This window comes from Verrucosispora sp. CNZ293 (genome assembly GCF_002754655.1).
Map to the genome: position 1 here is coordinate 6,345,233 of NZ_PEFR01000001.1, position 22,714 is coordinate 6,367,946.

General features: G+C 73.2%; 22 protein-coding genes and 1 riboswitch. Of the genes, 5 read left to right on the top strand and 17 right to left on the bottom strand.

Annotated features, from left to right (window positions below):
* Positions 1–14 precede the first annotated feature (14 nt).
* Together CLT74_RS28980 and CLT74_RS28985 are read right to left on the bottom strand one after the other, a co-directional pair.
* A complete protein-coding gene (locus tag CLT74_RS28980) occupies positions 15–1,169 on the bottom strand; it encodes an alcohol dehydrogenase catalytic domain-containing protein (protein ID WP_099853314.1) in 1,155 nt (384 codons plus the stop codon).
* A complete protein-coding gene (locus tag CLT74_RS28985) occupies positions 1,166–1,621 on the bottom strand; it encodes a hypothetical protein (protein ID WP_486582671.1) in 456 nt (151 codons plus the stop codon). Before CLT74_RS28985 ends, CLT74_RS28980 begins: the two co-directional genes overlap by 4 nt.
* 146 nt (positions 1,622–1,767) lie before the next feature.
* Between CLT74_RS28985 and CLT74_RS28990 the strand changes: the two genes are divergently transcribed.
* Positions 1,768–4,581: a LuxR C-terminal-related transcriptional regulator gene (locus CLT74_RS28990; protein ID WP_486582780.1), complete on the top strand. Its 2,814-nt coding sequence runs from the start codon at positions 1,768–1,770 to the stop codon at positions 4,579–4,581.
* 91 nt (positions 4,582–4,672) lie between these two features.
* Here CLT74_RS28990 and CLT74_RS28995 read toward each other — a convergent pair whose 3' ends face one another.
* The 4 genes from CLT74_RS28995 to CLT74_RS30560 form a co-directional block, all read right to left on the bottom strand.
* Positions 4,673–5,218, bottom strand: coding sequence for a DsbA family protein (locus CLT74_RS28995; RefSeq protein WP_099853323.1), 546 nt, complete (start codon positions 5,216–5,218; stop codon positions 4,673–4,675).
* A gap of 77 nt (positions 5,219–5,295) precedes the next feature.
* Positions 5,296–5,985: a BON domain-containing protein gene (locus CLT74_RS29000; RefSeq protein WP_099853326.1), complete on the bottom strand. Its 690-nt coding sequence runs from the start codon at positions 5,983–5,985 to the stop codon at positions 5,296–5,298.
* Between the two features lie 252 nt (positions 5,986–6,237).
* On the bottom strand, positions 6,238–6,651 hold the full coding sequence (locus tag CLT74_RS29005; RefSeq protein WP_099850667.1) for a hypothetical protein: 414 nt from the start codon (positions 6,649–6,651) through the stop codon (positions 6,238–6,240).
* A gap of 200 nt (positions 6,652–6,851) precedes the next feature.
* Positions 6,852–7,001 (bottom strand): hypothetical protein, encoded by a 150-nt coding sequence (locus tag CLT74_RS30560; RefSeq protein WP_158240298.1) that lies wholly within the window; start codon positions 6,999–7,001, stop codon positions 6,852–6,854.
* Between the two features lie 337 nt (positions 7,002–7,338).
* Here CLT74_RS30560 and CLT74_RS29010 point away from each other — a divergent pair, with 337 nt between their 5' ends.
* Positions 7,339–7,704, top strand: a complete 366-nt coding sequence (locus CLT74_RS29010) for an STAS domain-containing protein (protein ID WP_099850669.1) — start codon at positions 7,339–7,341, stop codon at positions 7,702–7,704.
* Between the two features lie 15 nt (positions 7,705–7,719).
* Here CLT74_RS29010 and surE read toward each other — a convergent pair whose 3' ends face one another.
* From surE to CLT74_RS29040, 6 genes are all read right to left on the bottom strand, one after another.
* Positions 7,720–8,544 carry a 5'/3'-nucleotidase SurE gene (gene surE / locus CLT74_RS29015; protein ID WP_099850671.1) on the bottom strand — a complete coding sequence of 275 codons (825 nt, stop codon included), beginning with the start codon at positions 8,542–8,544 and terminating at the stop codon, positions 7,720–7,722.
* Positions 8,541–9,521, bottom strand: a complete 981-nt coding sequence (locus tag CLT74_RS29020; protein WP_199172282.1) for a PfkB family carbohydrate kinase — start codon at positions 9,519–9,521, stop codon at positions 8,541–8,543. The genes surE and CLT74_RS29020 overlap by 4 nt, the downstream gene beginning before the upstream one ends.
* Before the next feature lie 217 nt (positions 9,522–9,738).
* Positions 9,739–10,842, bottom strand: coding sequence for a VldE C-terminal domain-containing protein (locus tag CLT74_RS29025; RefSeq protein ID WP_099850673.1), 1,104 nt, complete (start codon positions 10,840–10,842; stop codon positions 9,739–9,741).
* A 4-nt stretch (positions 10,843–10,846) separates the two neighbouring features.
* Positions 10,847–10,978, bottom strand: a riboswitch (cyclic di-AMP (ydaO/yuaA leader).
* A 151-nt stretch (positions 10,979–11,129) separates the two neighbouring features.
* A complete protein-coding gene (locus CLT74_RS29030) occupies positions 11,130–12,047 on the bottom strand; it encodes a cation diffusion facilitator family transporter (RefSeq protein ID WP_099850675.1) in 918 nt (305 codons plus the stop codon).
* An 81-nt stretch (positions 12,048–12,128) separates the two neighbouring features.
* The gene (locus CLT74_RS29035) at positions 12,129–14,237 is read right to left on the bottom strand and encodes an AAA family ATPase (protein WP_099850677.1); all 2,109 of its coding nucleotides are present in this window, start codon (positions 14,235–14,237) and stop codon (positions 12,129–12,131) included.
* Between the two features lie 122 nt (positions 14,238–14,359).
* The gene (locus CLT74_RS29040; protein ID WP_099853333.1) at positions 14,360–15,283 is read right to left on the bottom strand and encodes an alpha/beta fold hydrolase; all 924 of its coding nucleotides are present in this window, start codon (positions 15,281–15,283) and stop codon (positions 14,360–14,362) included.
* 148 nt (positions 15,284–15,431) lie between these two features.
* On the opposite strand from CLT74_RS29040, the gene CLT74_RS29045 reads away from it, so the two are divergent.
* Positions 15,432–16,085, top strand: coding sequence for a carbonic anhydrase (locus CLT74_RS29045; RefSeq protein ID WP_099850679.1), 654 nt, complete (start codon positions 15,432–15,434; stop codon positions 16,083–16,085).
* Between the two features lie 90 nt (positions 16,086–16,175).
* Here the strand turns inward: CLT74_RS29045 and CLT74_RS29050 are convergent, their stop codons facing one another.
* The gene (locus CLT74_RS29050; protein ID WP_099850681.1) at positions 16,176–16,505 is read right to left on the bottom strand and encodes a hypothetical protein; all 330 of its coding nucleotides are present in this window, start codon (positions 16,503–16,505) and stop codon (positions 16,176–16,178) included.
* A gap of 306 nt (positions 16,506–16,811) precedes the next feature.
* On the opposite strand from CLT74_RS29050, the gene CLT74_RS29055 reads away from it, so the two are divergent.
* Together CLT74_RS29055 and CLT74_RS29060 are read left to right on the top strand one after the other, a co-directional pair.
* Positions 16,812–17,303, top strand: coding sequence for a DUF3145 domain-containing protein (locus CLT74_RS29055; RefSeq protein WP_099850684.1), 492 nt, complete (start codon positions 16,812–16,814; stop codon positions 17,301–17,303).
* Positions 17,304–17,365: 62 nt separating this feature from the next.
* Entirely contained in the window at positions 17,366–19,099 is a 1,734-nt protein-coding gene (locus CLT74_RS29060) for a glycoside hydrolase family 3 N-terminal domain-containing protein (RefSeq protein WP_099850686.1), read from the top strand.
* Positions 19,100–19,182: 83 nt separating this feature from the next.
* Here the strand turns inward: CLT74_RS29060 and fabF are convergent, their stop codons facing one another.
* The 4 genes from fabF to CLT74_RS29080 form a co-directional block, all read right to left on the bottom strand.
* Positions 19,183–20,409: a beta-ketoacyl-ACP synthase II gene (gene fabF / locus CLT74_RS29065; protein WP_099850688.1), complete on the bottom strand. Its 1,227-nt coding sequence runs from the start codon at positions 20,407–20,409 to the stop codon at positions 19,183–19,185.
* A 1-nt stretch (position 20,410) separates the two neighbouring features.
* The gene (locus CLT74_RS29070; protein WP_007072348.1) at positions 20,411–20,650 is read right to left on the bottom strand and encodes an acyl carrier protein; all 240 of its coding nucleotides are present in this window, start codon (positions 20,648–20,650) and stop codon (positions 20,411–20,413) included.
* Between the two features lie 83 nt (positions 20,651–20,733).
* Positions 20,734–21,678, bottom strand: coding sequence for a beta-ketoacyl-ACP synthase III (locus CLT74_RS29075; protein WP_099850691.1), 945 nt, complete (start codon positions 21,676–21,678; stop codon positions 20,734–20,736).
* On the bottom strand, positions 21,675–22,670 hold the full coding sequence (locus CLT74_RS29080; protein ID WP_099850693.1) for an ACP S-malonyltransferase: 996 nt from the start codon (positions 22,668–22,670) through the stop codon (positions 21,675–21,677). The genes CLT74_RS29075 and CLT74_RS29080 overlap by 4 nt, the downstream gene beginning before the upstream one ends.
* Positions 22,671–22,714: the final 44 nt, after the last annotated feature.

Sequence of the window (22,714 nt, forward strand, 5' to 3'; positions counted from 1 at the left end):
CCGCCCGCCGTCGGTCAGTGCGGGGTGAACACCGCGCGCAGGCACTCCTCCGGCCGGTCCCGGAACAGGGCGTACCCCTCGGCGGCCCGGTCCAGGGGGAAGTGGTGCGTGGCCAGATGCTCGGTACGCAGCTCGTCACGGGCCATCCGGTCCAGCAGCATGGGGATGTGCCGCTGGCCGTGCTGGCGTCCCCCGCGCACGGTCAGCCCCTTGTGCACGACGGCCCCGGTCGGGAAGGCGTCGACGTGCCGGGTGCCGCCGTTGAGGACGAAGACGTTGCCACCCTTGCGGCAGGCGTACACCGCCTCCCGGACCGCCTCCGGCACCGGCGCGCGGCCGGTGAACCGGTCGGCGAGGGACAGATGTTCGCCGGCCGGCCCGCCGACCGCCTCGACGCAGACGTCCGGCCCCCGCCCTCCGCTGAACTCCCGCAACTGTGCCGCGACATCGGTGTCCCGCCGGTCGATGGTCTCCGCGCCGACGTGCTGCCGGGCCATCAGCAGCCGCGCGGGGTGCCGGTCGACGACGACCACCCGCTCGGCGCCCAGCAGCCAGGCCGCCCGGGCGGCCAGCTGACCCACCGCACCCGCCCCCCACACCGCCACCACGTCACCGGGACGCACCTCGCCACCCTCGGCGCCCAGCCAGCCCGCCGGGGCGGCGTCCGAGGCGAACAGGGCGCGGTCGTCGGTGACGGACTCCGGCACCGGAAACGCCCCGACATCGGCGTACGGCACCCGCACGTACTCGGCGTGGCTGCCGGCGAAGCCGCCCGCCGCCCGGGGCTGACCGAAACAGCCCGCCACCGGGTGTCCCCACTGCGCCTCGTTCGCGGTCGGGTCGGTGCTGCCGTTGTCGCAGCACGACGGCAGCCCTCGCCGGCAGTACCAGCAGGCGCCGCAGGCCACCGACGCGCAGACGACCACCCGGTCGCCGACCCGGTGCCGCCGTACTCCGCCGCCCACCTCGACCACGTCGCCGAGAAACTCGTGGCCGAGCACGTCACCGGCGGCCAGACCGGACGCCCGCCCGGTCAGGAGCGGCAGGTCGGCACCGCAGGTGGCGCTGCGCCGTACCCGGACGATCACGTCATGGTCGTTGCGCAGCTCCGGATCGGGGACCTGACCGACTGCCAACTCGCCGCCGGAGGTCCAGCACAGCGCTTTCACCGGGGCGGCCCGTCCGCCGGTCGCCACGGGACGTCGACCGGCCCGCGGTCGCCTGGCGCACGGTCGGCCCGTAGCACCTCACCGGTCTCGGCGAGCTGCTTGACCTGCCACAACGTGCGTCGTACCAGCAGGCCAGGATCATCGCCCAACAGGTGCGCGGAGAGCCCGGGCCAGGTGGCGTCCGGTCGCGCCCGGGCCGCCAGTTCGGTACCCCGGCCGCCCGGTGCGCGCGCCACCGCGACCTCGACGGCGCCGTCGAGACGGCGCAGCGGCTCCGGCCAGACCGCCGAGGGCAGCACCTGCTCCGGCGGCCGGTCGACGGTGACCACCTGCCAGCGGTGCGGCGGCCCGGCGCGCCGGGCCCGTTGCCGGCTGACGGCGGTACGGGTGGCCCTGGCCGCTGCGACGCCGAGCGCACCCGCCACCGCGACAACTGTCCCGACCCGTCCCACTCGTACCTCCGACCTCCGCTGCCGGCCGTGCCGTCCCGTCGCACCCCACGGCGCGGCGGGTGACCCGCTGGCATCCTGGCGGTACGTCCGCCCAGCTCAGAGCCAGTGTCGCCGCCGGGCGGGTGAACCCGGGTCCCCCGGAAGGGGTGAACCGTCGCGGGTCGGGTAACCGCCCGCCGCAGGACCGGGGGAGGAAGCACGCGTCCGTGGGGGTGGGCCGGATGCCGGATGACCGCAGCACCGTCCGGGCCGACGCGGCGGTCCGGGTGCCGGGCGGCCCGCCCCTGCTGGCCTCCCGGCTGACGCCCGCCGTGCCGCCCGAACCGATGGTGCTGCGGCCCCGGCTGGCCCGCCTGCTCGACGAGGCGGTGACCCGCCCGGCCACCCTGCTCCGGGCCCCCGCCGGCTGGGGCAAGACCACCCTGCTCGCCACCTGGCGGCGGACCCGGCAGGACGCTGACCCGCAGGCCCCGGTGCCGGCCTGGGTGTCGGTCGAGGCGGGTGACGACCCGGACCGCCTCTGGTCGTACCTCGGGGCAGCGCTGCGTTCCGTGGTGGGCCCGGCCGGAACTCCGCTGCCCGACCGGGTACCGCGTCCGGACGAGTTGGAACTCATCGCCGCCGCCCTGGCCGCCCAAGAACGGCCGGTGGTGCTCGTCGTGGATGACCTGCACCGGGTCACCGAGCCGGCGGCGTTGGCCGGGCTGGAGTTCCTGCTGCGCCACAGCGATCAGCGGCTCCGCCTGGTGGCGGCCGGGCGGAGCGGGTCGCCGCTGGCGGTGCACCGGCTGCGGCTGGCCGGGGAGTTGACCGAACTGGGCCCCGATGACCTGGCGTTCACCGGCGACGAGATCGCCGACCTGCTCACCGTGCACGGGGTGGTGGTACCGGCCGCCGCCGTGGCCCGGCTGCGGCAGCGGACCGGGGGTTGGGCGGCAGTGCTGCGGATCGCCGCGCTCGCCCTGCGCGACCAGCCGGACCCGGAGCGTTGGATCAACGAACTTGGCGCCGACCAGCCGGAGATCGCCGGCTATCTGCGGGCGGAGCCGCTGGGTGGACTGGAGCCGACGGACCGCGAGCTGCTGCGCCGCGCGGCGATAGCCGACGCCGTCTGCGCCGGTCTGGCCGCCGCGCTCAGCGACGACGCGGACATCGAGGACCGTCTGAGCACCCTCGCCGACGACAGCGGGCTGCTCCACCACGACGGTGGCCGGCCGGTCTGGTACCGGTGTCATCCGCTCCTGGCCGACCTGCTGCACCGGGAACTGCTCCGGCTGCCCCCGCAGGAACTGCGCGACCTGCACCTGCGGGCGACCGGTTGGTACGCCGGCAACGGTCGGCCGGCCGAGGCGTTGCGCCATGCGCTCGCCGCCGGTGACTGGACGGCCGCCACCGACCTGTTCGTGACCCGATGGCCGGAACTGGTGCCGTACGAGCGCCCGGCCGGTGCCGGATCGGCACCCACGTCACCCCCGCCGGAGGAGGTGGGCCGCGATCCCGAACTCGCGCTGGCCTGCGCCGCCGAACGCGCGCTCGGAGGCGACACCGAGGCGGCCGGGGCGTACCTGCGGCTGGCCACCGGGCATGCCGGGCGGCTACCGCAACCCCGGCGGTCCCGGTTCGGGCGGCTGGTCGCCGTTGTCGAACTCACCCTGGCCCGCCTGGACGGCGACCCGCAGACCGTACGCTCCGCAGCCGCGCGTCTGCTGGACACCTGTGGTGGACGCCCGACCGGCGGCCCGGAGGCCGCCCGGACCGGTGCGCCCTCCGCCGGTCACGCTGCCGAGGACGCCGACGTGCGGGCCGTGGCCGGCACCGCGCTGGCCCTGCTCGCCCTGGACGACGGCGAGCTGACCGGGGCGGCGACCGGCTTCGCGGAGGCGCTGGCGGCAGCCCGAACGGCGGCACGTCCGCGCACCGAACTGGTCTGCGCCAGCCGGTGGTCAGTGGTGTCGGCGCTACGGGGGGAGTTGCGGGCGGCCGAGGAGACGGCTCGGGCGGCGTTGGCCCTGCCGCCCTGCCAGGGCTGGTCGGCGCTGCTCGACTGCGGGTACGCGCACCTGGCGCTGGCGGTCGTCGCGCTGCACCGGGACCAACCGGCGGAGGCCGAAGCGCACCTGGGGCTGGCCGCGCCAGCCGGCGGGGAACCGGTTGTCGACGCGGTCGCCGGTTGGTGCCGCGCGTACCTGCGCCACGACGAGGGGGAATCAAGCGTCGGCCACCGGCTGCTGGTGGAGGCACGCACCGGGTGGGGCGCGCGCGGCGGTGAGCTGGGTTCGTGGCTGCGCGCCGCCGAGTTGGATCTGCACAGCGCCCGGGGCGACGTGCAGACCGCCCGGGATCTGGTCGGCGACCGGCTGACCGGGCCGGTGACCGGGGCGGCTGCGGTGTTGGCCGTCGCGGCGGCACGGACCGAACTGCGGGCCGGTGACCCACGTGCCGCCGAGAGCCTGCTGCCGGACTGGACCGCCGCACCGACGGCCGACTGGCCGCTGCCGGTACGCCTCGACGCGGCGCTGCTGGCCACGGTGCTGGCCGTCCGGGCCGGCGACGACCGCCGGGCGGGTCGGACGCTGGAACAGGCGCTCGACCTGGCCGCACCGGAGGGGTACCGCCGCCCGTTCCGGCGGGCCGAGCCGGGCCTGCGGGAACTGCTCGCCGCCCACCTCGACTCCGGCACCGCCCACTGGTCACTCGTGAGTGACCTGGTACGCGCCGTGGACGCGCCGGCCGGGCCGGGGGGCGGCACCGCGACGGCACCGCTCGACGAGCCGCTCACCGAACGCGAGCTGACGATCCTGCGCTACCTGCAGAGCATCCTGTCCAACGTGGAGATCGCCGCCGAACTGTCGGTCTCCGTCAACACGGTCAAGACCCACGTCCGCAACATCTACCGCAAGCTCGACGCCACCCGCCGCCGCGACGCCGTCCGCCGCGCCCGCCAACTCCACCTCATCTGACCCCCCACCCACCCCCGCCCTCCTCGTTGATCATGAAGTTGTTGTCCCGCCGTTCGGCGTGGCGCGACAATAACTTCATGATCAACTGGGGTCAGGGGGTGGCGGTGTCGATGGTGGTGAGGAGGGTGGTAACGGTGAAGTCGCCGTTGTGGGGGGCGTCGTTGATGAAGAGGGTGGGTGTGGCGTCCACGCCGCTGCGGATGGCGCCGACGAAGTCGTGTCGGATCCGGTCGGTGTGGGCGTGCCGGGCGATCTCCGCCTCCACCTCGTCGACGGGCAGGCCGAGCTGCTCGACTCCGAGCGTCAGGTGCACCGGGTCCAACTGATCCTGGTGCTCGTAGAGCCAGTCGTGCATCTCCCAGAACCGGCCCCGCCGTCCGGCGGCCTCGGCGGCCTCGGCGGCCCGCTCGGCGTACGGGTGCAGGTTGGTGATCGGGAAGTGGCGGTAGACGTGCCGGACCCTGTCGCCGCGCTGCCGCAGCACCTCGGTCAGGGTGGCGTGGGCGAGGCCGCAGAAGGGGCACTGGAAGTCGCCGTACTCGACGATCGTCACCTGTGCGTCGAGCGGACCGCGGATGTGGTCGTGCTCCGTGACGGGTGTACGGAGCCGCGCAGTGACCTGCAGAGGCGTGGTCAGCCGATCGGTCATACCCCCCAGCCTCGGACCGGGTCGGGTGAGTGCGGCTCACCCGACCCGGGTGGTTCCGGTTCGGGTCAGCGCAGCACCGGGGCGACAGCTATGTGGTTCTGCACCTCGCGGATGCCGGGGGCCGACCAGACGACCCGTTCCACCTCGGCGCGTTCGGGTATGGAGTGCACCAGCCCGCCGAGCAGCACCGTGTCGCCGTGTACCCGCACCGTCACCTGTTCCGCGTCGGTGGCCCGGTTGCGGGCCAGTGCGTCGACGATGCGTCGGCCCAGCAGGGCGCCGTCCGGGCGTACCGGTGGTCGGACGGTCATGCCGTTGCTGACCCCGCGTACGCCGTTCAACTGGCCGACCGCCTGCACGGCGGCGCGGCGCTGGTACTCCCACTCCACCGCGCCGTGCAGGGTGACCCAGCCCTCGGAGACCGTCACGTCGAGCGCGTCGACAGGCACGAACGCCTGCCACTGAAGTGCGTGCTGAACCGCGGCGGCGATCTCCGGGTCGCTGCGCTCGGCGCCGGTGACCAGCCGTACCGCGAGGTCGTTGGCGACCGCCCGGACCTGGGTGACCCGGTGCGCGGCACGCTCAGCCGCCCACTTCTTGGCGTAGCTGTCCACCCGCCCGGTAAGCGTCACCACGCCCTCGGTGACGGTCACCCCGATCTCGTGCGGCCGGACCCGGGGCTCCCAGTCGAGTTCGTCCCGCACCGCGGACCGGATGTCCTGGTCGGTGCGATTGATCGTCGAGATGCTGGCCATCGGTCGCTCCCTTCCCGCCAGCGTGGCGCGAACCAGGGTGGCGCGAACCGGCGCGCCGACCCGCCGCACCGGCTCGGCGCGGGTCGGCAACCAGGTCCGCCGTGACCGAGCCTGGTGACGGTCCGGGTGAGTCGGCCTCACCCGGACCGGACGAGAGGTCGGCGCGGCGACGGCGCGTCGAGGCGGCCGGTGCCAGCACGACGGGCCCCGCCCGACCTCATCGGTCGGTGGGGCCCGTCGTCGGGCAGAGCGTCAGTTGGCGGGACCTGTCGGGTCGGCGGGGGAGTCGGGCCGGTCCACGTCGACGAATTCGATGTCCTCCATGGCCCGGTCGCGGCTCCCGGCGGCGCGTGCCGCGGTGCCGGCCGCCCAGCCGACCGCGGCACCGACCAGGGCGGCGCCGATCAGCAGCGTCCAGGGCAGCGCCGGGCGTCGTCCGGCGAGCGCGTCGAAGGCACGGCTGGCCCGGTGGCGGGCCTCCTCGGCGGCAGACTCGACCAGTTCACCGGCGTCACCGGCGAAGCCGGCGGAGCTGTGGCGGGCGGTGCGGGCGGTGTCGCGGATGCTGTCGCCGGCGCTGTTCATCGCCGAGACGAGATGTTGCCACGCCTGGTCCGCGACCCGCTCCGGCTTGCTGCGGCGCTCCAGCAGATGTGTTCCGAACATGTGGTTCCCTCCTCGACAGTGCCGGAGCCGGTGCACGCATCAGCTGTCGGCGGCGTTGTCCGGCCGGTGGCGGTTCGCATCCGAGGCTGTGCCCGCACCGGCCCGGCCGCAAACCACCGACACCCTGGCACCACCGAGGGTGCCGGTGGTATCCACCGTGCGGTCGCGGCGAACCGGGGTCGCCGCCTACGGATCAGCTGTCAGCGCGCGACGACAGTCACCACCGCCGCGCGGGCGAAGTCGTCGTCATCGTCATCGTCGTCGTCACCGCCCCCGCCGCCGAACCCGCAGGCCAGCACGAGGGCGAGTAGGGCACTGACACCGGCGAGCGCAGCGAGTCTGCGGAGCATGATGTCGTCCTCCCGTCGTAGGGGTCACCCGTGATGCTAGGCACACCACGCCACCGGCGCGCGGCAAGCGCAGGTCAGCCTCAATTTTCCCGGGGCACGCCGGCAGCGCCGGGAGACGACGGGTGTCGCACCGGGCGGCTACCCTGGTTCGGCGACGTCGGCGTGCCGATCGTCGAGAGAAAAGGCCAATAAAGTTCGGATAAGGGCGATTTGCCGTGCCGCTGTCCGTGAATTGCTCATCCCGAGGGGTGGCGACCGAGGCAGTTGAAGGAATACTGTCGGTCGCGGCCCGCGTACTGATGAGGCGCCCGTCGTACGGGCGAGTGGAGGTGCTCGCGTGAGCCTGTCGATCCTGCAGACGGTTCGGCCCGGTGGTGTCATCGAGATCGCCCCTCGGGGCGAGATCGACGTCGACACCGCGTACGAGGTTAAAGAGGCCATCGCCGAGGTGCTGGCCAAGGGGCGACCGGCCCGGATCGAGCTCAACATGCGGCTGGTCACGTTCATCGACTCGGTGGGCATCAGCGCCATGGTCGCGGGCTTCCAGACCGCCGAGGTCAGCGGCGTGAAGCTGGTCGTGACCGAGCCGAGCCGGTTCGTGCACCGGCAGCTCTGGGTGACCGGCCTGCTCGGCCTCTTCGGCGCGCCCGAGCCCTACTACGCCGGGGCCGCCACGGCTCCCGAGGTGCTCCCCGGGGCCTGACCGGCTCGGTGCCGGTCAGTCCCCGCCGAGGCCGGACAGGTCCACGTCGGCTACCTCGGTGACCGCCCGGACGGCGGTCACCGAGGCGTAGCCGTCGGCGAGCAACGCCAGATCCGTGCCGGGCTGCACCGCCTGCCCCGGTTCCTCCAACGAGGTACGCACGAAGCCGTGCCCGGATTCGGCGACTGTCATCTGCACCTGACCGAAGGTCGCCAGGGTGCCCTGGCGCACCCCGCGCAGTCGGTTGAGCGGCAGATCCGGCGCGTTGACGTTGAGGACGCTCTCCGTCGGCGCGGCGGTCAGCCGGGGCAGCAGGTCCAGGGCGACCCGGGCGGCGGTGGCCCAGTTCCGTTCGGCGTCGCGTACCCGGGCGGCAGCCGCCACCGCGGCACCGCCGCTGGCCGCGGTGGCCTCACCGGCGGAGAGCACGTCAAGCGACACGGCCATCGCCCGGCAGCCGTTGGCCGCGGCGGTGAAGGCGGCGCCCACGGTGCCGGAGTGCAGCACCGCACGCCCCGCGTTGGCACCCCGGTTGATCCCCGACAGCAGGACCGACGGCGGCGGTCCGAAGGCGCCGTGCACGGCGATGAGCGCGATGAACCCGGGCGAGCCGCCGACGCCGAACGCCGGCACCCCGTCGAGTTCCGGCAGCGGATGCTCGCGGACCACCACCTGCCCGTCCTGTTCCACGGCGCTCATCGCGGCACTGGTACCGCTCGCCTCCTCCAGCGGAGCTGCCACCACCACGTCCAGGCCCCGGTCGACGGCCGCCCTGGCCAGCGCCTGGATGCCCGGCGCGGCGATCCCGTCGTCGTTGGTGATCAGCACCCGTAGCGTCATCGGCCGCCCGCCCGTTGCGCCAACTCGTCGGGGGTGGTGCGTTCCTGCGGACGGCTGCCCGCCGGTTCCAGCCGGACCCGGTCGACCAGACCGTTTATCGAGTCGAGGCGACCGGTGCCGAGACCGTGTCGGGTGACGTTCAGCGCGCCGGCCGCCGCGCCGGTACGGATCGCGGTGCGGATATCGCCACCCTGGGCCACCACGGCGGCCACACCCGCGGTCATCGAGTCACCGGCCCCACGCGGGTCGGCCGCTTCCAGTCGCGGCATCAGCACCTCGAACACCTCGCCGTCGACGAGCGCCAACGCCGGTTTGTCGGCCCGGCTGACCACGACGTTCTCGGCGCCCGAGGCGTGCAGGTCGTACATCGCGCGGGTGAGCTGCTCCTCGTCGTCGCCTTCCGCCCGGCCGTCGGCGAGCAGTTCCTCGTGGCTGACCTTGAGGAAGAAGACCCCGCTCTCCAGGACGGCGGTGAGGTGCTCGCCGCAGAGGTCCACCACCACCCGGCCGCCGTTGGCGCCGAGGTCGGCGGCAAAGCGCCGGTAGAGGTCGGCGGGAACCAGTGACGGATAGTTCGGCCCGCTCAACACGCTCACCGCCGCGCGCAGTCCCTCGCCGAGCGCGAGGTTGTACAACTCGTCGAGTTCGTGCCGGCTCAACGGCTGGCCGGTCACGTCGACGATCTCCTGACGGGTGCCCTCGCGGCGGTCGTGCACGTACCCGCCGGTGCCACCGGAGTCACGAGCCACCACCTTGAGGTCGACCCCCTCGCTGACCAGCAACGGTTCCAGAACCTGCCCGACCTCACCGCCGAGCGCCGCGCAGAGCACCACGTCGACGCCGAGTGAGAGCACCATCCGGGCCTGCCACACCCCCTGCCCGCCCGGGTGCAGATGCAGCTCGGGCGAATCACTCGGTTGATCGATGGTGACCGTCAACAGCGGGGTCGGTGCGAAGATCATCACGTGGGCGGTCATGGCCGCACCCCGCTGTCGGTGGCGTCGCTGATCCTGGCGATACGCTCGTTCATTCGCGTTCCTCCCGTTAGCGGACAAATATCCGCCTCCTGGTAAGACCGTAGCCAAGGGGACGCCTCGGCGCGCGTCGACCGGACGGTGCCCCGCCGACGGACGGTGAAACGCGACGCCGGGTGAACCGCTCGTGAAGAGCGGTTCACCCGGCGCGACGATGAACTCAGTACACCGACAGGTGCACGTGGTTGGTGTGGTCGCTGGACGGGTCACCCCGAGCGCCGCTGTACGACTTCCAGCCGCTGCTGGGCAGCCAGATCTGCCTGTACCAGATCACGTAGAGCACGGCGAGCCGGTCGGCATTGTTCACGAAGTACGCCGCCAGGTTGTTGCCGTAGGTCCGGTCGCCACCCGTGGCGTCCCCGCCGAAGCCGTTCTTCTGTGCCGCGAAGTCGCAGGCCCGACCCTTCGGGTGCTCACCGGAGCCACCGGAGCGGTAGCAGGAGACGTACCGGGTGAAGCCGGCCGACTTGGCCTGCTTGAGCGCGTGCAGGGTGCGCGGGGTGATGCAGCCGTTGGCCGGCGTGGGGTCGTTCACGCTGCACGACTCCGAGGGCCATGACCCGTCGGAGTTTCGGGGTGCGGGCTTGGCGGTGGGGCTCGACCCGCCGCTGCGCGACGGTGACCGGGTGGCCCGCTCGGCGGCCTCGGCCCGCTCGGCCGCCTCGTCCCGTTCGATGGCGACGGTCAGCGCCCGCTCGGCCTGGTCCTTGCGCTTGGCCATCACGGCCACCTGCTTGCGCTGCTCCTGGATCTCCGCGTCCAGGGCCTGCTTGGTGGTGCTCACCTCGTCCCGGGCGGTCTGAAGCTCGCGCAGCGCGCGGTCCTCGTTGGCGGCCACCGCGTCCAGTGCCGCCGCCCGGTCCATGAAGCCGGCCGGCGACCCGCTGTGGAGCAGCGCCGACGCGGCGCCCAGCCGCCCGGTGCGGTACGCCTGCGCGGCGATCTCGGCGACCTTGGTGCCGCGCTCGGCGACCTGGCTCTCGGTCGTCTTGAGCTGCTTGGCGAGCTGCTTCTGCCGCTTCACCGAGCGGTCGAGCGCGGTCTTGGCGTCGAGGTAGCCCTTGCTGGCGGCCTCCAGTTGGGCCCGGAGTGCCGGGGTGCCACCCTCGTCGTCCACATCGCCCGGAGCCGCCGCCCGCAGCGACTGCGGTGCCGCTGCGGCTGGGGTGAAGGGGGCCAGCGCGACGCCGAGGGTGAGGGCGAGCGCGGCGGCGATCAGGGCCGCCGTACGGGCGGCCGGTCTTACCGTTGCCACTGCTGGCATGCACATGTCCTTCCGTCAGCCGCCGACCGGGTTAGCTGACGGGTTCGGGACGGAAGATCCCTACCGCTGACGCGGATACACCCCAGGAACATGGTTCCCCGGTTCGCCCTGGCGGGCGATTAGGCGGCGGCCGCCGCCGGCACCGGTGGGTGCCGCCTGGCGGAGGCCGGGTCCGAGCCTACCGGTGCCCATGTGACCGGTGCAGCTGCTGTTACTCCTGGTGTTCAGTTGTTGACTAGTAGACCAGACCAAAAGCAGACAAAAGCCCTTTTCGGCTGATTGTCCGGTCACCACTGCGTCGCCCCGCAGCCCCCCGGATCCGATCGCGGCTCGATCTGGAGGGTCGCGTGCTCGATCTGGAAGTCCTCGTGCAGCGCCGAGCGGGCTGCCGCCAGCACGGCACCGACGTCGGCGCCGGAGGCCACGGTCAGGTGCGCCGAGGCGACCTCCATCCCGGAGGTCAAGGTCCAGACGTGCAGGTCGTGCACGCCGGCCACACCGGGCACCGCGGCCAGCCGGTCGTGCACCGCGGTGACCTGAAGGTGTTCCGGCGCGGCCTGGACCAGGATGCGTACCGCCGCCCGCCCCAGGCGCCAGGTCCGGGGCAGGATGAAGGTGGCGATCACGACCGCCACCAGCGGGTCGGCCCACCACCAGTCGGTCGCCGCGATCAGCAGGGCGGCCGCTATCACGCCCAGTGAGCCGAGCAGGTCGGCAAGCACCTCCAGGTACGCCCCGCGCAGGTTGATGCTCTCCCGCGCCCCCGGTCGCAGCAGGGCGAACGCGGCGATGTTGGCGACCAGGCCGAGCGTCGCCACCACCAGCACCGGGCCGGCGAGCACCTCGGGTGGATCGCCGAACCGGCGTACCGCCTCGACCAGCACGTACACCGCCACCCCGGAGAGCAGCACCGCATTGGCCAGGGCGGCGAGCACCTCCAGCCGGTAGAGCCCGAAGGTGCGTTGCGGGTCGGTGTCGGCCCGGCGGGTGGCGGCGACCGCCGCGAGGGCCATCCCGATGCCCAGCACATCGGTGAACATGTGTCCGGCGTCGGAGAGCAGGGCCAGCGAACCGGTCCGCAACGCGGTCACTGCCTCGATCACCATCAGCATGCTGAGCAGGGCGAACGCTGCCCACAGTCGGCCGGAGTGGCGGCGCGCGGCGGTCGACACCGCAGCGTGGTGGTGGTCATGGCCGGCGCCCACCCAGACACCTTCCGTCGTCCGTCGCGCCGGGGACGGATCTATGCCAACATCGCTATGAGTGCAATCGTCGGGCTCGCGGTCTCAACCGGTCGGGTCGATGGTGGTCAGCCGCTGGGTGGCCCGGGACAGCGCGACATAGAGGGTTCGCACGCCGGAGCCCGGCTCCGCCCGGATCTCACCCGGGGCGACAAGCACCACCCCGTCGTACTCCATGCCCTTGGCCTCCAGGCTGGTCACCACCTGCAACCGCTCCCCGCCGATCGCCCCGAGCCAGGCCGCGACCTGGTCCCGGCGGGGCACCGGGGTGATCACGCCGACGGTGCCCTCCACCTCACCGAGCAGGGCGCTGGCGGCCGTGACGACTGTGGTCTCCAGCTCCGGAGCCGGCACCACGAGCTGGACCGGATCGACGCCTGTGGAACGGACCGCGGTTGGCAACGCGAGATCGGGGTACGCCCGCCGGATCTCGGCCGCCGCCACCGCGAAGATCTCCGCCGAGTTGCGGTAGTTCGTGGTGAGGGTGAACCGGTGCCGACGACGGCGGCCGAGCGCCTGATCGCGGGCCCGCGCCAACTCCTGCGGATCCCCCGTCCACGCGGTCTGCGCCGGGTCACCCACCACCGTCCAGGAGGCCAGCCGCCCGTGCCGGCCGACCATCCGCCACTGCATCGGTGAGACGTCCTGGGACTCGTCGACCACCAGGTGGGCGTAGTCCCGGTAGTCCTCCGGGCGTTCCCGGGCCGCCTGCCGGGCGGCCCGCTGCCGGTCGGTGAAGGTGCTCAGCTCACGTACCCCGCCGGCCAGTTGGAACGGATCCCGCTTCCGTCGGGCGGGGCGCACCGGCTTGCCGAGCAGCGCGTCCAACTCGTCGAGCAGCGCGACGTCGGCGACGGACAGGCTCTCCGACCCCTGGTACGCCGCGCCGAGCAGCCGGATCTCGGTGCCGGAGAGCAGGCCCCCGCCGTACCGGCGCAGCCGCCGCGGATCGGCCAGCCAGGCGAGCACGTGCCGCGGATGCAGCCGTGGCCACCACGCCTTGAGGAAGTCGCGGAAGTCCGTCCGGTCGATCAGCTCGTCCTCGAAGGCGCGCTGCTCGGGCAGCCCGGTGATGCCGAGCCGGCGGGCCTGCGACCAGAGGGCGGCGAGCACGCCGTCGAAGCCGGCCCGACGCACCTCGTTGCGACGGGCGCCACGCGGCAACGCGCGGTCCCGGATGGCGTCCAGCTCGGCCCGCTCCAGCCGCAGCAGCGTGCCCCGGTACAGCAGGCGCAGCTCGGTGGGGGAGTCGGGCACCGCGTCCCGGGCCGCCCGCTCCAGCACCCGGCGCATCCGCAGTGAACCCTTGATCGCCGCCACCTCGGGCGGGTCGGTGCGGGTGGCCATCACCCCGGGGAAGAGGCTGCCCAGCGAGCGCAGGGTGGCGGTGTCCTCACCCAACGACGGCAGCACCGAGGCGATGTACTCGACGAACACCGAGGACGGGCCGATCACCAGGATGCCGCCGCCTGCGTACCGGCTGCGGTCGGCGTAGAGCAGGTACGCCGCGCGATGCAGCGCCACAGCCGTCTTGCCGGTGCCCGGGCCGCCGGAGACGAGGGTCACCCCCGAGCCGGGGGAGCGGATCGCCTCGTCCTGCTCGCGCTGGATGGTGGCCACGATGTCCCGCATGCCGCGACCGGTGGTCCGGGACAGCGTGGCCAGCAGCGCGCCGTCGCCGACCACCGGCATGTCCGGTGGGGCGGCGTCCGGGTCCAGCAGGTCGTCCTCGATCCGGGTGACCCGCTCACCGCTGGACTGGATGGTGCGACGCCGGACCACGCCGAGCGGCTCGGCCGGGGTCGCCTGGTAGAACGCGGCGGCGGCCGGGGCTCGCCAGTCCACCACAAGCGTGGTGGCGTCCTCGTCGCGGATACCGAGTCGCCCGACGTACAGGGTCTGCCCGTCGCGCAGATCGAGCCGGCCGAAGACCAGCCCCTCGTACTCGGCGTCGAGCACATGGCGTCGCTGCGCGGCGTGGAAGACCATCGCGTCGCGTTCGACAAGCGCACCGAAGTTGCCGACCCGGGCGAGCCGGTAGCCCTCCCGCTCCGCGCGGACTGCCGATCGGCGCAGCTCGGCCAGTCGCGCGTACACCCGGTCGAGATGCCGTTGCTCGGCGGCGATCTCCTGGTCCAGGGTGCTCTGATCCACCGCTCGCTCTCCTCGTGACGCCGCCCGGCCAACCGCACGAGATTACGCCCCGCGTCCCGGTGCGCGTCCCCCGGATCTTCGCCGACCTGCGACGGACCCCGGGAAAGGGTGGCGGGCGGCGGTCAGCCGGTGACGGACCGCCGGACCGGGAGGGCGTCCAGGACCCGGCGCAACACGTTGGCCAGGGCGCCGTTGACCTCCTCGGGGCGTTCCATCATCAGCATGTGACCGGCGCCGGGGCAGACGGTCAGCTCGGTCGCCGGTAGCGCGGCGGCGATCGACTCCGCGCACGGTGGCGGGGTGAGCCGGTCCCGGTCGCCGACAAGCGCCGCCGCCGGCAGGTGGGCCAGCGTGGCAAGCGTGGTCAGCCGGTGCTGGGTGCCGATGGAGGCCCGGAACCCGCCGATCGAGCGCAGCGAGGCGCGGGCCACCGCCGAGGTGACCAGCCTGATGTCGGTGGGGTCGCAGCGGTCCCCGAAGAGCATCCAACGGATGCTCGGGCGTAGCGCGCGCAGCAGGGCGCGGGGCGGTCGCCAGGCACCGCAGCGGGCGAGGACCCCGGCCCCGGTGGTCTCGGCCAACCGGATGATCCGGGCGATCCGGGGCGAAAGCCCGTAGACGGTGTGGGTGTGCCCCTCGGCGGTGGTGGAGACGAAGACCAGGCCGGCGGTGCGCCGGGTGAAGTGGTCCGGGTGGCGGTGCGCGTACTCCATGATCGTCATGCCGCCCATCGAATGGCCGACGAGCACCACCGGCCCGGTCGGCGCCACCGCGTCCAGCACCTCCACGAGGTCGTCGCCCAGTTGGGCAAGGGTGGCCGTGGGCAGGGCCATGCAGCTGGACCGGCCGTGCCCACGGGCGTCGTAGGTGACCACCCGGACCGAGCCGAACATCTCCTGGATGGCTGTCAGCTGCCGGTGCCAACTGCGCCCGTCCAGGGTCCAGCCGTGCAGCAGCACGGCTGTCACCTCGGCGTCGGACGGGCCTGCCGTCTCCACGTGCAGGCGTACGTCGTCGCCCAGCCGTATCTCGGTCGGCTCCGGCATCGCCACCTCCCCAGGGCGCACGGATGTGTAACACCGGGGATACCCGGTGGTAACACCGGCTACCCGTCATGACAACACGCCAACCGGGGTGTTGAGAAGATCTCGTCGATCGGCTCCGCCCGGGCACCGTCCCGGCGAGGCTGAGGAGATGGCAGACACGGATGGCGTACCCGCCGGCTCCGCGCTCGCCGGCCAGGCCCGCGGGGGTACGCCGCGCGCGGCCCTGGCCGAACTGCTCGCCGGCAACCGGCGCTTCGTCAGCGGGCAGCCGGTGCACGGCCACGACGTGACCGCGGCGGCCGCGACCGCCTCCGGCGACCAGCAGCCGTACGCCGTGGCGCTGGGCTGCATCGACTCGCGGGTGCCGTTGGAGGCGATCTTCGACCAGACCTTCGGCGCGATCTGCGTGATCCGCACCGGGGCACACGTGCTGGACCGGGCGGTGCTGGGCTCGATCGAGTACGTGGTGGAGGTACTGGGCGTACCGCTGGTGATGGTGCTGGGGCACGAGCGGTGCGGCGCGGTGCAGGCGACTGTCGACGCCCTGCGTACCGGCCGGCGTCCGCAGGGCGAGCTGGCTCATCTGGTCGACCGGATCGCGCCGGCCGTCGCCGAGGTGGGGGTGGACGACCCGCACGTGTTGCCGGTGGCGATCCGCCGGCACGTGGCGCGCACCGTGGCCACGCTGCGCGCCGACCCGCGGCTGGCGCCGCGGATCGCCGCCGGTCGGGTCGCCGTCGCCGGAGCGCTCTACGACCTGGCCACCGGCGAGGTCGCGCTGCTCGACCCGCCGGACAGGTGAATCGGGCCGGGCCGAGACGGCGAACGCCCGCCGGGGCGACCCGACGGGCGTTCACAGGTGCTGCGGAGAGGGCGCGCTGCCCTCGGCCGATCAGGCCTCGAAGACGCCGGCCTCGACCAGGCGCTTCTCGGTGGCGTCCCAGCCGTCACCCGGGTGGGCGGCGTTGAGACCGTTGAGCTCGGCCCGGATCTTGGTGGCGTGGCCGGCGGCGGCCAGCACCCGGATCTCCTCGATGAAAGCCTCGGAGTCGGTGCGCAGGTGCGCCGTCTTGCCGTTGGTCAGGTTCCGCACGTAGGCGTGCTTGCCGCCGTTGAGCGGGATGACGTACTTGAACTCGCCCAGCACGCTGAGGGCGCCACCCTGGCCAGCCTGGCCGGCCCGGACTGACGCGCGCGCGGTCTTAGAGGTGTTGCTCGCCACGGAGGTACTCCTTGCAAGACGTACGGAGGACGGAACGTCCGGGGGCTGTTGCGGGCACCGTGAAAGGCGAGACCCGCGGAGGCTTTACGCGGCACAGGCCGCCGATGGAACTGTACACGACCCACGATGCCGGCTGGTCATCGCGGCGTCACGAGGTGGAACCGCGGTCACCTGTCCGGGTATTCCGGGCGGCGGATTTGCCGATTCCCTGGCGTACCATCCGTCACAGGAGTCATCATGTGTTCCACAAGCCCGGGTCGGGCGAGGTCGTAGGGGAAGACGCACCTCGCACTCCGGGAGGTCACCGTGCCAACGCGTGGCGTCGTATACGTCCACTCGACCCCGCTCGCCGTGTGCTCACACGTCGAGTGGGCGATCGCGCGCGTCCTCGCCGCGCCGGTCAACCTGCAGTGGACGGCCCAGCCCGTCGATCCCGGCGCCCGCCGGGCCGAGTGCGGGTGGTCCGGTAGCCCGGGAACGGGCGCCGAGCTGGCCGCTGCCCTCCGGCAGTGGCCCATGATCCGTTTCGAGGTGACCGAGGACCCCAGCCCGGGCCTCGACGGCGAGCGCTTCATGCACGTGCCGGGCCGGGGCCTGTTCCGGGCGACCGTGGGCGCCGCCGGAGACATCCAGCTCGGCGAGGACCGGCTGCGCAGCGTCATGGCCGGTGCGCGGGCGCCGGAGGCCCTCGCGCACGCCCTCGACAAGGCGCTCGGCACCGCGTGGGACGCCGAGCTGGAGCCGTACCGCCACGCCGGTGACGGTGCGCCGGTGACCCTGCTCACCCAGGTCGGGTAGGCCGGTCGGACCGGCCCCGCCGAGGCGAGGTCGAGTTGCCCGGTACGCGGTGAACTGGTGGGATGGTTCGCGTGTCGACTACCCCTCGGCGCGTCACCGCCGTGTTCGTCCTGGTGACCGCGCTGCTCGTCGCCGGCTGCTCCGGGGCTGGTCAACGCCCCGCAGCGGACCCCGCCTCGACCCCGGCGACGGAGTCCGCGCCGCCGTCGAGCGCCCCGCCCGAGGACCCGGCCACCCAGGCGGCTGCCCTCGTCGCCGAACTCTCCGACGAGGACCTGGTCGGCCAGGTGCTGATGCCGTACGCCTACGGCGACCAGGCGACGAAGGTGTCGGCCGGCTCGGCGGCCGGCAACCGGGCCCTGGGCGGGGTGGACACGCCGGCCGAGATGATCGAGAAGTACCGGCTCGGCGGGCTGATCCTGGTGGGCTTCAGTGCGGACGACCCCACCCAGAGCAACCAGGAGACCACGAACGTCGACAACCCGAAGCAGGTCCGCGAGCTGACCACCGGGCTGCGCGAGGCCGCGGGGCGGCTCCCGGCGGGCGCGGCGCCCTTCCTGATCGGCACCGACCAGGAGTACGGGGTGGTCACCCGGATCACCGAAGGGGTCACCATGCTGCCCAGCGCACTCGGCGCCGGGGCCGCCGGTGACCCGGAGCTGACCGAGGCCGCCTGGCGGGCGGCCGGGACCGAACTGGCCGCCATGGGCATCAACGTCGACTTCGCGCCGGTGGCCGACGTGCTGGTGAAACGCAGCACGGTGATCGGGTCCCGCTCGTTCGGCTCGGATCCCGGGCGGGCGGCCGACCAGGTCGGTGGCGCGGTACGCGGGTTGCAGACCGCCGGGGTGGCGGCCACTCTCAAGCACTTCCCGGGGCACGGTCACAGCGCCGTCGACTCGCACAAGGACCTGCCCCGGCTCGGCCAGTCCCGCGGCAAGCTGGCGGCCGAGGCGTGGCCGCCGTTCACCGCAGGCATCGAGGCTGGCGCGCTGGCGGTGATGTCGGCCCACCTTGACGTCCGCTCGGTCGACCCGGGCGTGGCCGCCACCTTCTCGTACAAGCTGCTCACCGAGGTGCTGCGCGGGGAGCTGGGCTTCCAGGGCGTGGTGATCACCGACGGGATGAACATGCCGCCGGCCCGCCGCTTCGAGCCCGGTGAGGCCGCGGTACGGGCGTTGAAGGCCGGCAACGACCTGATCCTGATGCCTCCGCACGTCGGGAAGGCGTACGAGGGGCTGCTCACCGCGTTGCGCGACGGCACACTGCCCCGTGGCCGGCTGGTCGAGGCGGCCACCCGCGTACTGACCATGAAGTTCACCCTGGGCGACGCGCCCGCGCCGGAGCTGTCCACGCTCGGCGCACCAGCGCACCGTGCGGCGGCCAGGGCGCTGGCGGCCGGGGCGGTGACCGTGCTGCGCGGCCGGTGCGACACGACGGGCGTCCGCGGTCCGGTCACCGTGACCTCGTCGGGCGGGCGGGCGCACACCCGGGCGGCGTTGACCGAGGCGCTGACCTCGGCCGGCGTGAAGGTGGTGTCCAGCGGTGGCACCGTCGTCCATCTGGTCGGTTACGGCGACGGCGCGAAGGACCTGCGATCCGACGCCGCCGTCACCGTCGCCATGGACACCCCGTACGTGTTGGGTTCGGCGAAGTCGCCCACCCTGTTGGCCACCTACTCGTCCAGCCGCGCCTCGATGGCCGCGCTCGCCGACGTACTCGCCGGCAAGACCCGCCCACCCGGCCGCTCCCCGGTCAAAGTCCCCGCCCTACCCCCCACCACCTGCACTGACTGACCCCCGCCCCCGCGCAGTCGATCATGAGGTTAGCGGCAATGGTCTTTGCGCTGCCGCTAACCTCATGATCAACAGGGGTGGGCTCAGGGGCGGGTGAAGACGAGGGCCACGTTGTGGCCGCCGAAGCCGAACGAGTTGTTCAGTGCGGCGGGCACCTCCATGTGCCGTGCCTTGTTGGCCGCCACGTCGAGGGTGAGACCGTCGTCCGGGTCGTCCAGGTTGATCGTCGGCGGCACCACGCCGTCGCGGATCGCCAGGATGGTGGCGATCGACTCCAACGCACCGGCCGCGCCGAGCAGGTGCCCGGACATCGACTTGGTGGCGGTGAGCACCGGGTGGTCGCCGAGCGCGGCCCGCAGCGCGGTGATCTCCGCCAGGTCGCCCACCGGGGTCGAGGTGGCGTGCGCGTTGACGTGGACGATGTCCGACTTCGCCACGTCCGCGTCGGAGATCGCCTTCGCGATGGCCCGGATCGCGCCGGCACCCTCCGGGTGTGGCTGGACGATGTCGAAGCCGTCGGAGGTGAGGCCCGCGCCGGCGAGCCGTGCGTACACCCGAGCACCCCGGGCTGCGGCGTGGTCGGCGCGTTCCAGCACGATGACGCCCGCGCCCTCGCCGAGCACGAAGCCGTCGCGACCCTTGTCCCACGGGCGGGAGGCTCGCTCCGGCTCGTCGTTGCGGGTCGACATCGCCCGCATCGAGGAGAAGCCGGCGATCGGCAGCGGGTGGATGACCGCCTCGGTGCCGCCGGCCACCACCACGTCGGCGCGGCCGGCACGGATCATGTCCAGGCCGAGCGCGATCGCCTCCGCACCGGTGGCGCAGGCGCTGGCCACCGAGTGGACACCCGCGCGGGCGCCCAGTTCCAGGCCGACCCACGCGGCCGGACCGTTCGGCATCAGCATCGGAATGGTGTGCGGGGAGACCCGCCGTGGGCCGGACGTCTCCAGGATGTCGTCCTGGGCGAGCAGGGTCAGCGCCCCGCCGATGCCCGAACCGACGCTCACGCCGAGCCGCTCCGGGTCGAGCCCGGAGTCGGCCAGGCCCGCGTCCGACCAGGCCTGGTGGGCGGCGATCAGGGCGATCGCCTCGGAGCGGTCCAACCGGCGTAGCTTCACCCGGTCCAGCAGACCGGTCGGATCGACCGCGAGCTGGGCGGCGATCCGGACCGGCAGTTGCGCGGCCCACTCCTGGGCGAGCGGACTCACCCCGGAGCGGCCGGCGAGCATGGCGTCCCAGGTCGACGCGACGTCCCCGCCCAGCGGGGTGGTCGCGCCGAGCCCGGTGACGACGACGTCGATGCGACTCATATCAGGACTGCGCCTCGATGTAGCTCACGGCGTCCCCGACGGTCTTGAGGTTCTGTACCTCGTTGTCAGGGATCTTGACGCCGAACTTCTCCTCGGCGGCGACCACGACCTCCACCATGGAGAGCGAGTCGACGTCCAGGTCGTCGGTGAAGGACTTCCCCTCGGCCACGTCGTCCGGGTTCACCCCGGCAACCTCTTCGAGGATCTCGGCGAGGCCGGCGGTGATCTCGTCACGGGTCATTGCGGTGGGTTCCTCTCATCGGGTTCTCTCGACGGGGCGGCGACGCCACCCGTCGCTCCTCGGCGCCGCGCGCCGTGGGGGTATCAGGGGCAGCGGACGACCTGACCGGCGTAGGTCAGGCCGCCGCCGAAGCCGAACAGCAGCACCGGTGCGCCGGAGGGCACCTCACGGCGCTCCACCAGCTTGGACAGGGCCAGCGGGATGCTGGCCGCGGAGGTGTTGCCGGACTCGACGATGTCCTTGGCGATGATCGCCTGTGGGATGTTCAGCCGCTTCGCGATGCCGTCGATGATCCGTCCGTTGGCCTGGTGCGGAACGAACGCGGCCAGCTCCGACGGGTCGACACCGGCCCGTTCGCACGCCTGCAGGGCCAGCGGTGCCAACGCCGTGGTGGCCCAACGGAACACCGTCTGGCCCTCCTGGGCGACGTACGGTCGCCAACCCTCGATGCGTACCGCGTCGCCGCGCTCCGGCACCGAGCCCCAGACCACCGGGCCGATGCCGGCCGGCTCGTCCTCGGCGGCGGCGGTGACCACGGCCGCGCCCGCGCCGTCGCCGAAGATGATGCAGGTGGAGCGGTCGGTCCAGTCGGTGAAGTCGGACAGCTTCTCCGCGCCGATCACCAAAGCGTTGCGCGACGCACCGGCGCGGATCGCGTGGTCGACGGTGCCGAGCGCGTACGCGAAGCCGGAGCAGGCGGTGTTGACGTCGAACGCACCTGGGGCGTTGATCCCCAGCTTGGCGGCGACCCGGCAGGCCACGTTCGGGCTGCGGTCGATCGAGGTGCAGGTGGCGACCACGACCAGGTCGATGTCGGCGGCGGTCAGGCCGGAACTGGCAAGCGCCTTGTCGGCGGCGGCCGCGGCCATGTCGGCGACCGTCTCGTCACCGGCGATCCGGCGGGTCGCGATGCCGACCCGGTCGCGGATCCACTCGTCGCTGGTCTCCACCAGTTGCGCGATCTCGTCGTTGGTCACCACCCGGGACGGCTGGTAGTGCCCGAGGGACAGGATCCGGCTGCCCGTCATGACGAGGCCTCCCCAGCGTCGATGTTGGCGCGAGACGTGTGCGGACTGGTTCCGTTGACCGGGCCACCCGCCGTGGTGCCGTGCCGGGCGATGAGATCCCGGGCGGCGGGCAGGTCGTCCGGGGTCTTCAGGGTGACGATCTCCGGCGCGCCGGCACCTGCGAGTTCACGCTTGACCAGCCCGGCGAGCGTGCCGGCGGGCGGCAGCTCGATCACGCCGGTCACGCCGAGTGCGGCGAGCGTGGCCATGCAGAGGTCCCAGCGGACCGGGGCGGTGACCTGGCGGACCAACCGTTCGAGCAGTTCCCCGCCGTTGTCGACAGCGGTCCCGTCGAGGTTGGACAGCAGGATGCGGTCCGGGTCGTTCGGGGTGATCCCGGCGGCGACCGTGGCCAGTGCCGCCTCCGCCGGAGCCATGTACGGGGTGTGGAAGGCGCCGGCCACCTGCATCCTGACGACCCGGACCCGCTCCGGGGGCTCGGCGGCCAGCTTGTCCAGCCCGTCGAGCGCACCGGCGGCGACGACCTGACCCTTGCCGTTGCGGTTGGCGGCGTGCAGCCCGTGGGCGCTTATCGCGGCGGTCACCTCGTCCGGGTCGCCACCGAGCACCGCGGCCATGCCGGTCGGCTCCAGCGCGCAGGCGGCGGCCATCTCCCGGCCGCGTACGCCGGCGAGGGTGATCGCCGCCTCGGCCGACAGCGCCCCGGCCAGCGCCGCCGCGCCGAGCTCTCCGACACTGTGCCCCGCGGTCAGCGTGACCTCCGGCATCGGCAGGTGCTCGGCGGCGAGCAGCGCCGCGGCGACCAGCAGCGGCTGGGTGCGAGCGGTGTCCCGGATCTCGTCGGCGTCGGCTGTGGTGCCCAGGTGCACCAGGTCGACGCCGGCCAGCTCGGACCACGAGCGCAGTCGGGCCTCGGCGTCGGGCAGGGCGAGCCAGGGGGTCAGAAAGCCAGGTTTCTGGGACCCCTGGCCGGGGCAGAGTACGGCGAGCACGTCTATGACTCTCCTGGATACCCATGGGTTGCGCTGTGCCGGCT

What these genes read in the sequence shown, in the direction of transcription:
- CLT74_RS29045 (WP_099850679.1), top strand. Translation starts at nt 15,432, where the DNA reads ATGGCAGACACGGATGGCGTACCCGCCGGCTCCGCGCTCGCCGGCCAG.
- CLT74_RS29025 (WP_099850673.1), bottom strand. Translation starts at nt 10,842, where the DNA reads ATGCCAGCAGTGGCAACGGTAAGACCGGCCGCCCGTACGGCGGCCCTG.
- CLT74_RS29060 (WP_099850686.1), top strand. Translation starts at nt 17,366, where the DNA reads ATGGTTCGCGTGTCGACTACCCCTCGGCGCGTCACCGCCGTGTTCGTC.
- CLT74_RS29040 (WP_099853333.1), bottom strand. Translation starts at nt 15,283, where the DNA reads ATGCCGGAGCCGACCGAGATACGGCTGGGCGACGACGTACGCCTGCAC.
- CLT74_RS29075 (WP_099850691.1), bottom strand. Translation starts at nt 21,678, where the DNA reads ATGACGGGCAGCCGGATCCTGTCCCTCGGGCACTACCAGCCGTCCCGG.
- CLT74_RS30560 (WP_158240298.1), bottom strand. Translation starts at nt 7,001, where the DNA reads ATGCTCCGCAGACTCGCTGCGCTCGCCGGTGTCAGTGCCCTACTCGCC.
- CLT74_RS29020 (WP_199172282.1), bottom strand. Translation starts at nt 9,521, where the DNA reads ATGACCGCCCACGTGATGATCTTCGCACCGACCCCGCTGTTGACGGTC.
- CLT74_RS29005 (WP_099850667.1), bottom strand. Translation starts at nt 6,651, where the DNA reads ATGTTCGGAACACATCTGCTGGAGCGCCGCAGCAAGCCGGAGCGGGTC.
- fabF (WP_099850688.1), bottom strand. Translation starts at nt 20,409, where the DNA reads ATGAGTCGCATCGACGTCGTCGTCACCGGGCTCGGCGCGACCACCCCG.
- CLT74_RS29000 (WP_099853326.1), bottom strand. Translation starts at nt 5,985, where the DNA reads ATGGCCAGCATCTCGACGATCAATCGCACCGACCAGGACATCCGGTCC.
- surE (WP_099850671.1), bottom strand. Translation starts at nt 8,544, where the DNA reads ATGACGCTACGGGTGCTGATCACCAACGACGACGGGATCGCCGCGCCG.
- CLT74_RS29070 (WP_007072348.1), bottom strand. Translation starts at nt 20,650, where the DNA reads ATGACCCGTGACGAGATCACCGCCGGCCTCGCCGAGATCCTCGAAGAG.